At 64.0% G+C, this 10,443-nt stretch carries 9 protein-coding genes and 1 pseudogene; 9 read left to right on the top strand and 1 reads right to left on the bottom strand.

Going from position 1 to position 10,443, the window contains the following annotated elements; all coding sequences use genetic code 11:
- From QYS60_RS19430 to QYS60_RS19415, 4 genes and pseudogenes are all read left to right on the top strand, one after another.
- Positions 1-170: pseudogene (locus QYS60_RS19430) on the top strand (acetyl-CoA C-acyltransferase); the annotation flags it as partial.
- A gap of 1,518 nt (positions 171-1,688) precedes the next feature.
- The gene (locus QYS60_RS19425) at positions 1,689-2,759 is read left to right on the top strand and encodes a VOC family protein (RefSeq protein ID WP_289381434.1); all 1,071 of its coding nucleotides are present in this window, start codon (positions 1,689-1,691) and stop codon (positions 2,757-2,759) included.
- A 237-nt stretch (positions 2,760-2,996) separates the two neighbouring features.
- Entirely contained in the window at positions 2,997-4,211 is a 1,215-nt protein-coding gene (locus QYS60_RS19420; RefSeq protein WP_289381431.1) for a cytochrome P450, read from the top strand.
- Between the two features lie 99 nt (positions 4,212-4,310).
- Positions 4,311-5,351 carry an NADH:ubiquinone reductase (Na(+)-transporting) subunit F gene (locus tag QYS60_RS19415; RefSeq protein ID WP_371383972.1) on the top strand — a complete coding sequence of 347 codons (1,041 nt, stop codon included), beginning with the start codon at positions 4,311-4,313 and terminating at the stop codon, positions 5,349-5,351.
- 114 nt (positions 5,352-5,465) lie between these two features.
- Here QYS60_RS19415 and QYS60_RS19410 read toward each other — a convergent pair whose 3' ends face one another.
- Complete coding sequence (locus QYS60_RS19410) at positions 5,466-6,500, bottom strand: AraC family transcriptional regulator (protein WP_289381427.1); 1,035 nt, start codon at positions 6,498-6,500, stop codon at positions 5,466-5,468.
- A gap of 262 nt (positions 6,501-6,762) precedes the next feature.
- On the opposite strand from QYS60_RS19410, the gene QYS60_RS19405 reads away from it, so the two are divergent.
- From QYS60_RS19405 to QYS60_RS19385, 5 genes are all read left to right on the top strand, one after another.
- A complete protein-coding gene (locus QYS60_RS19405) occupies positions 6,763-7,932 on the top strand; it encodes a cytochrome P450 (RefSeq protein WP_289381425.1) in 1,170 nt (389 codons plus the stop codon).
- 23 nt (positions 7,933-7,955) lie between these two features.
- Positions 7,956-8,267, top strand: coding sequence for an EthD family reductase (locus tag QYS60_RS19400; RefSeq protein ID WP_289381423.1), 312 nt, complete (start codon positions 7,956-7,958; stop codon positions 8,265-8,267).
- An 83-nt stretch (positions 8,268-8,350) separates the two neighbouring features.
- Positions 8,351-8,674, top strand: a complete 324-nt coding sequence (locus tag QYS60_RS19395) for a 2Fe-2S iron-sulfur cluster-binding protein (protein ID WP_289381422.1) — start codon at positions 8,351-8,353, stop codon at positions 8,672-8,674.
- Positions 8,671-9,954: an NAD(P)/FAD-dependent oxidoreductase gene (locus tag QYS60_RS19390; RefSeq protein ID WP_289381420.1), complete on the top strand. Its 1,284-nt coding sequence runs from the start codon at positions 8,671-8,673 to the stop codon at positions 9,952-9,954. The genes QYS60_RS19395 and QYS60_RS19390 overlap by 4 nt, the downstream gene beginning before the upstream one ends.
- A 13-nt stretch (positions 9,955-9,967) precedes the next feature.
- A complete protein-coding gene (locus QYS60_RS19385; protein WP_371383971.1) occupies positions 9,968-10,171 on the top strand; it encodes a DUF3263 domain-containing protein in 204 nt (67 codons plus the stop codon).
- Positions 10,172-10,443 lie beyond the last annotated feature (272 nt).

Raw genomic sequence — 10,443 nt, 5'->3', positions numbered from 1 at the left:
CGAATCCGTACGGTGGGGCGATCGCGCTCGGACACCCGGTCGGAGCGACCGGTGCCATCCTGAGCCTGCGGGTCGCCAAGGACCTCGTCCGCCGCGACCTCGACCTCGGCATCGTCACCATGTGCATCGGCGGCGGCCAGGCCCTCGCCGCACTCTTCAAGCGCATCTGACCCCACCCGGGCGGCTGGCCTGGTCATCAAGGTCGGTCAGGACGGGGCCACCGCCAATCGCTCGGTCCCGCGTTCGAGCCCACCACCCGCCCTCAAACAGGAGTTCTGCGATGAACACCGTGATCGACAGATTGTTCGTCACCCCGATGTCATGGGTGCTAGCTGTGCCGATCGTACTGCTCGACCGACTGCTATCTCCAAAGCGGGCAGAGTTAGGGGACTGGAGCGAATCATGCACTCCCACAGCGAAATACTGACTGATACGTAAGGAACCGAAGGCCTCATTGCAGTCCTGATACCGAATTTGCTGCCTTCATGGGTCACCGACTGGCGACGCCACCGTCGATCGCCTGGCACCCATCCGTCTCTGCACCCATGGTGCCGCACGTCACCTAGTCAAACCACCCGGGATGGGGTTGTAGCGGGCACATCCCGTCGCGGTGGCTACGACGATTGCATCCCACGACTGGCGAGTGCTGCACCGACAATGGCGCAGAAAGCCACTTCCTCTTCCATAACGACCGACCACGATGCCCGTTCGGCTAGCCGCCGGCGAAGGGCGACAGCGCGTCGGCCACCGGCCCGGAGGCACGGTCGACTTCGCGGGTGAGTTCGGGTTCGATGAGGAAAGCGGCCACCGAGGAAAGCGGCCACCGACAGCACCTGCGCCATCTCGGCGCCGTGCCGGTCGATTAGGGGTCTTGAGGGTGCCCAGCACCGACGGCGCCAGCGCCACCGTCTCCTTCTTCACTCCGGTCGCGTCCGCCGCCGCCGCCGCGAAGCACCGCACCTCGATGCCCGTCACGGTCTCACCGGCCCGGCATCGAGTGCCGACTGAATCAAACCGGACCGTGCACACTCCTCGAGGACGGACAGGAACACCTGTTCCACTTCCGGGAGCGAGCTGACCGTGGCCAGACACTCGGTCAACGGCAAGGGGGCATACAGCAATGCCCGTGGCCGAGCGGTGGCGCTGATCGACTCGGCGAGGGCGCGGCTCGGCAGCACGCGTGCGTTCGGGCACTGTCCGAATCGGCGACCAGCAGCAGCCGGATGGCCGTCTCTTCCGTGATCTGGGCGATGCCGTCGGGCAGATCACGGGAAGGACGATAACCCTGCAAACGGTAATGGGGGAGCCCCGATCGGGATGCCCGGATTCTGCCTCTGTCACGGTTCTCGGCGTGCGACAAGTCGAGAGGGCGACAGCGCGGGAGGAGCAATGTACAAAAAACGCATCAGCAGTAGGGCACTATCCACTTCGCGCATGATTTCCCCTGCGGCTAGCCATGTTCCAGTGACTTGCGCCTCTTGTTCGGTAATGCTGAACAGTGTGGCGCAAAGCCGGTGATTCGGATCATGCTCGTGACATCGAACACAAGCCGACGCGGTCGGTGAGCCCGAAAAGCCAGATCACGCCATCCGCGCGGCCCACGCCTGACGCCATGCACTTGCAGCCGCAGGCGCATCGGCCGGGATACCGCCTTCTACTCAGTGGCAGGCTACGAAGGAGAAAGACGCATGAGTGACCCCCGTGACCGGTTCGACATCGCCCACCTGGCGCGAGTCGAGCTGCTGAGCCCCAAGCCCCAGGAAACCGAGGACTTCTTCACCCGGTTCCTGGGAATGTATGTCACCCACCGGGAGGGCCAGTCGGTCTATCTGCGCGGCTACGAGGACCCGTACCAGTGGAGCCTGAAGATCACCGAGGCCCCGCAGGCCGGCCTGGGACACGCGGCACTGCGCACCAGCTCCCCGGACGCCCTCGAGCGCCGCGCCCACTCCCTACACGAGGGCAACGTCGACGGCGCTTGGAGGGAGGACGAGTACGGCTACGGAAAGACCTTCGCGTACCAGTCCCCCGACGGGCACAACCTCGAGCTGCTGTGGGAGGTCGAGAAGTACCAGGCCCCGCCCGAACTGCGCAGCAAGATCCTCACACGCCCGTCGAAGAAGCCGCTGCAGGGCATCCCCGTCAAGCGCATCGATCACCTCAACATCCTCTCCAGCGACGTCACCGCCGTGAAGAACTCGTTCGAGCGGCACTTGGGCTTCCAGACCCGTGAATGCGTCGTCGACGGCGAGGTCGAGATCGGTGCCTGGATGAGCACCAACCTGCTCGGGCACGAAATCGCTTGCCTGCGCGACGCACAGGGTGAGCGCGGCAAGCTGCACCATGTCGCGTTCTACTACGGTACCGGCCAGCACAACCTCGATGCCGTGGAGATGTTCCGCGACTACGACATCCGGATCGAGGCCGGGCCGGACAAGCACGGCATCACCCAGGCACAGTTCCTGTATGTGTTCGAGCCCGGTGGAAACCGCGTCGAGCTCTTCGGCGAACCGGGGATCCTGCAGCTCGAGCCGGACTACGAGACCCGTACGTGGCTGATGGAGGACATCGACACCGGCCTGGCCATCGGTGGCGCCAAGCTGCCGTTCGAGACCTACTTCACTTACGGCACACCGTCGAAGCTGTCGGTCGAGGACCACATCGAGGCCTATCTCGCCGGTCCGCCGGCTGACGCCATCGATGCCGTGCCCGACGCCGTCGAGCACTCCTCCACCACCGCTAACGCACCGGTGTCCTGAGCCCGTGGGGGTGTGATCCAGGCTCGACCACACCCCCCACGCCCCTAGTCCGCTGTGCCGCTGATCGGCACACTCGGCTTGGATTCACGGGAGCTTGCTCACACAACGACCGTGACGAGCACACCGCGAGATCGCGAGTCGACATTTCACCGGCCCGGCTTCACACACGGCGCACCGGCGCCGTAGGCAACTTGCGCCCGCCTCCGCCCCGGTGGGCTCGAAAGCATAAGGAGCATAATGACTTCCACCCCAAGCTTCATCGAAGACATCACCATCGAGGAGCTCGAGGCCGATCCATACCCGTTCTATGAGCGCCTGCGAAAAGAGGCGCCGGTCGCCTTCGTTCCTGCCCTCGGGATGTACATCGTCTCCACCAAAGAACTGTGCGCCGAAATCGCCAAGGACGATGCCAACTGGCCGGCAGTGATCTCCGCGGCCGGTGGTCGCACCTTCGGCCCCCAGGCGCTGCTGAACACCAACGGCGATGAGCACCGCAATCTGCGGGACATGGTCGAGCCGCACCTGCAGCCCTCGGCGGTGGACAAGTACATCGACGACCTCGTGCGCCCGTTCGCCCGCCAGCGCATCGCCGAATTCGAGGACGACGGCCACGCAGACATTGTGGCGGCCTACTGCGAGCCGGTGAGTGTGCGGGCGTGCGGTGACCTCCTGGGCCTCGACGACGTCAGCACCGACAAGCTGCGTGAGTGGTTCCACAAGCTGAGCGTGTCGTTCACCAACGCTGCGGTCGACGACAACGGCGAATTCGCCAATCCCGAGGGCTTCGTTCCCGGCGACGAGGCGAAGGCCGAAATCATCGCCCATGTCGATCCCAAGATCGACAAGTGGATCGCCGAGCCCGACCACACGGCGATCTCGCACTGGTTGCACGACGGTATGCCCGAGGGCCAAACCCGCAGCCGCGACGTCATCTATCCCAACCTGTATGTCTTCCTGCTCGGGGCCATGCAGGAGCCCGGTCACGCGATGGCCACCACCTTGGCCGGCTTGTTCAGCCGCCCCGACCAGCTCGAGCGCGTTGTCGACGATCCGACCCTGATCCCCCGGGCCGCTTCCGAAGGCATGCGGTGGGTCGCCCCGATTTGGTCTGCCGTGGTCAAGCGGGCCGCGCATGAGGTCACGGTGGGAGGGGTCACCCTTCCCGAGGGCTCGATCGTCATGCTGTCGTACGGGTCGGCCAACCAGGACGAGAACGCCTACAACGCACCCACTAAGTACGACCTCGACCGGCCCCTGGTGCCGAGCATGACGTTCGGGGGTGGGAAGCATGCGTGTGCGGGTACCTATTTCGCCAACGCGGTCATCCGTATCGCGCTGGAGGAGCTTTTCGAGGCAATCCCGAATCTGGAACGCGACGAATCCCACGAGGTGGATTTCTGGGGGTGGGGATTCCGCGGACCGAAGCAATTGTTCGTCAAATGGGAAGTGTAACGGAACTCGATTTCCGTCTCCCCGAGTCGCCACGCGCCCGAAGCGGCCGGAATCCGCTGATCCCGGGGTCATTGAAAATGAATTGGAGCACTGCCGGAAATGTCTGAAAAATATTCGGTCCGTATACAAGGAAAGAATGCGGACATTGCCGTCGAGGAGAACCAATCCATTCTCGATGCCGCCCTGCGGGCCAACGAGTGGCTCCCGCACTCGTGCACCCAGGGAACCTGCGGGACCTGCAAGTTGAAGGTCCTGTGCGGCGAGGTCGATCACCACCAGTCCCCGGAGTACACCTTGACCGCCGAGGAACGGGCCGATGGACTGGCGCTGGGCTGTATAGCAACTCCACGTTCGAATCTGACCGTCGAGCCGTTGGGCAACGCCGGCGACGACGGAGTGCCGCACTATCCGCTGCGGGACTATGAGGGCACGGTGGTGGTGCTGGAGGACATCGCCGCCAACACGCGCCGCCTGGTGGTCGAGTTGGACACCCCGATGGCGTTCAACGCTGGTCAGTACGCAGAACTGCTCGTACCCGAGCACGGGGTGGCGCGCCAGTACTCGATGGCCAATCCCCCTACCGAGACCCGACGACTGGAGTTCCATGTCAAGCTCACCGTGGGTGGTCTTTCCACCGACGGGTGGATCTTCAGCTCCATGGTGGTCGGCGAACGGATCTCGTTGCGCGGTCCTCTAGGACAGTTCAATCTGGTCAACAAGCAGGATGAACCGGCCATCTTGATCGGCGGTGGGACAGGTCTCGCGCCGCTGAAGTCGATCGTCCAACAGGCATTGGCCGAGGATCTCGTCCCCGAGCTGTTCCTCTACCACGGTGGTCGGCGCCGGGAGGATCTCTACGACGTCGAGTACTTCCGGGAGCTCGAACGCCGGTACCTGCACTTCCACTACCGTCCCGCCCTGAGTGAGGAGCAGTGGGACGGAGCGATAGGACTGGTCACCGATGTCGTGATCGGCGATTTCTCCTCGTGCAAGGGGATGAGCGCCTACCTGTGCGGGCCGCCGGCCATGGTTGAAGCCGCCGTCAAGGCGCTCAAGCGCAGGCGGATGGCACCCCGCCTGATTTTCCGGGAAGAATTTGCGATCACGCCGGCAGCAACCGCGGCGCCGGCAGTGCCCTGACTGTCCGTGGCGTCACTCGTCCGGACGGTTCCGGAACAAGGCCGACCGACAAAGCCCGTCGCAGCGAGTATGAAGGTCGCCGCGACGGGCTTTGTCGGCCAACAAGCGCCACGCTCACCGGAACGGCACCGTACGAAGGTCCTCGGAAGGGCTGGACCCGAATGCTGCCTTGTACTCTCCAGCGAACCGTCCGACGTGCAAGAACCCCCATCGCCGAGCGATTTCGGTGACTCCGACCGCGTAGGGATCGGCGTTGAGCAACTCCTTGCGTGCATGCTGCAACCGGATGAGTTTCAGCTGCCGCATCGGCGTCGTACCCAACGAGGTTTGAAACCCCAATTGCAGCGCCCGGACGCTGACCCCGACGTGCCGGGCCACCTGGGCCACCGTCATCGGCTCCTGGGCGTGCGCTTCCATGTAGTCGATGGCCAGGCGAACCAGTCCAGGTAGGGCAGGCTTGGGGGCGTACAACCGACCCCGATAGTCGTGCTCCGCAGCGACGAGCAGCCCACTCATCAGGCATTCGGCCATCGGGGCCGCGACGATCGGGTGAAGGGCGAGCGCCTCGGGACTATCAAGCTGATGGGACAATCCTTCCACCAGTGACAGCCACTGACGGCCGACGACCGTGTCGAGGTCGAGATCGACGTCGAAGATGATCGGGTTGACCACGGTGATGCCCAGCCGCGCAGCCAACTGGTCCTCGAGCGCACGGCGATCGATCTTCAAGGCAAGCACGGGAGTCGGATATGGTGATGCCCACCCTCGCAAGACGGTTCGCTGATCGCAGCGATACACCGCGGCGTGGTGGGGGGTGGCGACGGTTCGCGCCCGGCCGGAGCCGGTCGCCAGTTCCCCGCGCATGGGGATGTTGACCTGGTACGCATCCTTCAACTCGTTGGTGTAGATCTCCACTTCGGTGGAGTAATCCAAACGGCCGAGGGTCACCGGTCCGAACGTCGCTGCTGTCATCCGCATCTGAAATTTGTGTTCGTCGCCGAGCACCCGTACTTCGTGCGGGTAATAGAGCTTGCTGCCGATGTCCCGGGCTTCGTCGACGTCGTCCGAGCGAAACGTCATCGTTCCGGATTCTCGGCACTCGATCACTTGCGCTTTTTTCTCATACATTTCTGAATGGATCTCCGTCATTCACCCGTGCGCAAACTGGCTGCTTTTCTGCGCTCACAGGATAGCGCAGCATGTGACCTGAATCATACGCTCGATGAGAAACAGCCCACAGTTCCGATGCCCCCATTGGAGGAGTCGAATGACCGTCGATCATGCCCCGGAGGGCCTCAAGAGCCCAACCGGATGTCCGGTCTCCAGAATGGCCGCGGGGTTCGATCCATTTCAAGGCCCCTATCAGGTAGACCCGTCTTCTTCGCTGAGGCAGGCGCGCGCCGAGGAGCCGGTGTTCTACAGCCCCTTGCTCGACTACTGGGTGGTCACCCGCTACGAAGACATCAAGCAGATCTTCAAGAACCCCGCGGTGTTCTCACCGCGGATCACCCTCGATCAGATCACCCCGATCAGCGACGAAGCCCTGCAGATCCTCGGCAGCTACCAGTTCGCCCCCGGCCCGACCATCGTCAACGAGGACGAGCCGATCCACACGCAGCGGCGCCGCCTGCTCATGCAGCCGTTCGAAGCCGACAACGTCGCCACGTTCGAGCCGAAGATCCGTCAGGTCGTCAACACCTACCTCGACCGGGTCATCAAGACCGGTCGCGCCGACCTCATCGACGATCTGCTCTACGAGGTGCCCTGCATCGTCGCCCTGATCTTCCTGGGGGTCCCGGACGAGGACATCGAAACCTGCCGCCACTTCGGCATGCAGCAAACGTTGTTCACCTGGGGTCATCCCGACGGTGAGGAACAGGTCCGCGTCGCCACCGGCATGGGCAAGTTCTGGAGGTTCGCCGGCGGACTGGTCGAAAAGCTGAAGGCGGACCCCGACGCCAAGGGCTGGATCCCGCACGCGATCGAGATGCAGCGCCAGCATCCCGACCTGTTCGACGACAACTACCTCCAGAACATCATGATGAGTGGCGTCGTCGCCGCCCACGAAACGACCACCAACGCCACCGGCAACGCCTTCCGCACCCTGCTCGAAAACCGCAGTGCTTGGGAGCAGATCTGCGCCGATCCCACACTCATTCCCAAGGCCGTCGAGGAGTGCCTGCGCTACAGCGGATCTGTCGTCGCCTGGCGCCGTATGGCGGTGACCGACACCACCGTCGGCGGTGTCGACATCCCGGCGGGTGGGCGCCTGCTCATCGTCACCGCGTCAGCGAATCGCGACGACGACATCTTCCCGGAGCCGGACGAGTTCGACATCCACCGTGGAAACGCGCGCCGGCACTTGACTTTCGGGATCGGTAGCCATACCTGTCTCGGTGCGACACTGGCACGGCTGGAGATGAAGATCTTCCTCGAAGAGACCTCCCGCCGTCTTCCGCACATGTCGCTCGTACCGGGACAGGAATTCACCTACCTGCCCAACACCTCTTTCCGAGGCCCCGAGCACGTACTGGTCGAGTGGGATCCCCAGCAGAATCCCGTCCCGGCCGACCGCCCCTGACAACATCGACCAGACAGGACATCATGTACCGCGTCACCATTGTCTACAATCAGCCCACCGATCCGGCGGCATTCGACGAGTACTACGCCACCAAGCATCTCCCGCTGGTACGAGAGATACCGAACGTGAAGAAGTTCGCCGTCGGCAAGTGCGATCCGCTCGATGGCAATCCCCCCGCTGCCTATGCGCTCGCCGAGCTGCGCTTCGAGTCCAAAGACGAGGCCGGGCAAGCTTTTGCCTCACCGCAAGGACAGTCCGCGGCAGGAGATGTCGCGAACTTCGCCACCGGTGGGATCTCGCTGCTGTTCAGCAACGAAGACACTGTTCTGCCCTGACCCGCCCGTGGGGGGGGGGGGGGGGGGCCCCCCCCCCCCCCCCCCCACGTCACCACCGCTTCATTTCGCGAAAGAGAGATGACGTGCCTACCGTCACTTACGTCGACCCCGATGGAACCAAGCACGAGGTCGAAGTCGCCCCGGGCAAGAGAGTCATGCAGGCCGCCATCGCGGCCGGAATCGACGGCATCGTCGCCGAGTGCGGGGGCCAGGCCATGTGCGCGACGTGCCACGTCTACGTCGAAACCCCGTGGGCAGAGAAGTTCCCTCCGGTCTCCGAGGAAGAAGACGAGATGCTCGACGATACCGTCAGCCCGCGCACCGACGCCAGCCGGCTCTCGTGCCAGCTCGTCGTCACCGACGAGGTCGACGGCCTGATCGTCCGCCTGCCGGAGGACCAGGTATGAGTACCCCCCGAGTCGTGGTGGTCGGATCGGGACAGGCCGGCTTCGAGGCAGCGGTCAGTCTCCGCGGGCACGGCTTCGACGGAGCCATCTCCATCATCGGCGACGAGAGCGGCGTTCCATACCAGCGCCCGCCGCTGTCGAAGGCCTATCTGCACTGTGAGCCTGATCGCGACTCGCTTGCATTGCGTCCGGCCCAGTACTTCGCCGATCACGGTATCGAGTTGCGGTGCGGCAAACCCGTGGTGCGACTTCATCGGATCGATCGACGAGTGGAACTGGTGGACGGTTCCACGGCCGAATACCATCACCTGATCCTCGCCACCGGTGCGCGCAATCGCCGCCTGCCCGTCCCCGGGTCAGACGCCGCCGGCGTCTATTATTTGCGCACCGCCGTCGAGGCCGAGGCGCTGACTGCACAGATGAAGGCGTGTTCGTCGCTCGTGGTCATCGGCGCCGGATTCATCGGTTTGGAGGTCGCTGCCGCCGCCCGTAAGAACGGACTGTCCGTCACCGTCGTGGAGGCGATGGCCCGTCCGATGGCCAGAGCGTTGACCGAAACGATGTCACAGTTCTTCTCCTCCCTTCACGCCGCCCACGGCGTCGATCTGCGGCTGTCGACCGGAGTCGAGCGGATCGTGGTGGACGACGGACACGCCCGGGGGGTGATCACCAGTGACGGCGAGACGATCCCCGCCGATGCCGTCGTCGTCGGAATCGGCGTTGTCCCCAATACCGAAGTGGCCGAGCAAGCCGAGCTACGGGTCGCCAACGGCATTGTTGTCGATGCGCACCTTCGTACCTCGGATGAGCGGATTTCCGCCATCGGCGACTGCGCAGCGTTTCCCGGGGTGAGCGACGAAGGGCTCGTCCGACTCGAGTCGGTCCAGAATGCGGTCGACCAAGCCCGCTGCATTGCGGCACAACTCACCGGTACCGAGACGGCGTACCGCAGTGTGCCGTGGTTCTGGTCGGAGCAGTACGAGGCCAAGTTGCAGATTGCCGGGCTGACCACCGGCACCGATACCAGTGTCGTTCGAGGATCGGTCGCGGACGGCGCCTTCTCCGTCTTCTGTTTCCGGCAGGGGCGCCTGCTGGGTGTCGAATCGGTGAACAAGCCGCGGGACCATATGGCAGCGCGCAAGATGCTGGCCTGCACGATGCCACTCACACCGGAACAAGCCCGTGACGTTAACTTCGATCTCAAACATGCTCTGTCACAGTGCCAGTCACAGACCCATCGCCCTGCCGCCCCTCCCTCCCCGCTGTCGTCGGTCGGTTGACGAAAGGAATGACATGTCCACCGAAGACCGTGAACTCCTCGAGCTCGCCCGCATCTGGCTACCGTATGGTGGTCCACCCGTCGGGGAGATCCTCGTTCGCTTCGGGATGAGCACAACACGGTTCTACGAGAACATCGCTCGCATCCTCCGCAGCCAGGTTCCCATTCGGCTGTCCCCTTCCGAGCGGGAACAGATCGAACGAACCGCCGTGAGGTAGCCGGGGCTCAGGTCGCGGCGGGATAGGGCGCGTCCCGGCTCGACCCTGAATCGAGCTGGACGGCGGAGCCCGAGGCTCGGGTGCACTGTCCATCGGGAGAGGCCGGTCTGATCGTTCGACCAGTTCGCCGGCATGTCGGCACGTCTTACGGTGGATCCGGCTACGACCGATGAAGGCCAGCGAGAACAGGTGCGATCGATGACTATACGAGGTGCTCACGTGTGTGAGGCGAAGCCAACCGTGGGACATGTTCCGTTGGCACAGCTTTACCA

This window comes from Rhodococcus sp. GXMU-t2271 (assembly GCF_041414735.1).
Taxonomy (GTDB): Bacteria; Actinomycetota; Actinomycetes; order Mycobacteriales; family Mycobacteriaceae; genus Rhodococcus; species Rhodococcus indonesiensis.
The sequence above is the reverse complement of the archived record's forward strand: the minus strand, read 5'-3'. Positions and strand labels throughout refer to the sequence as shown.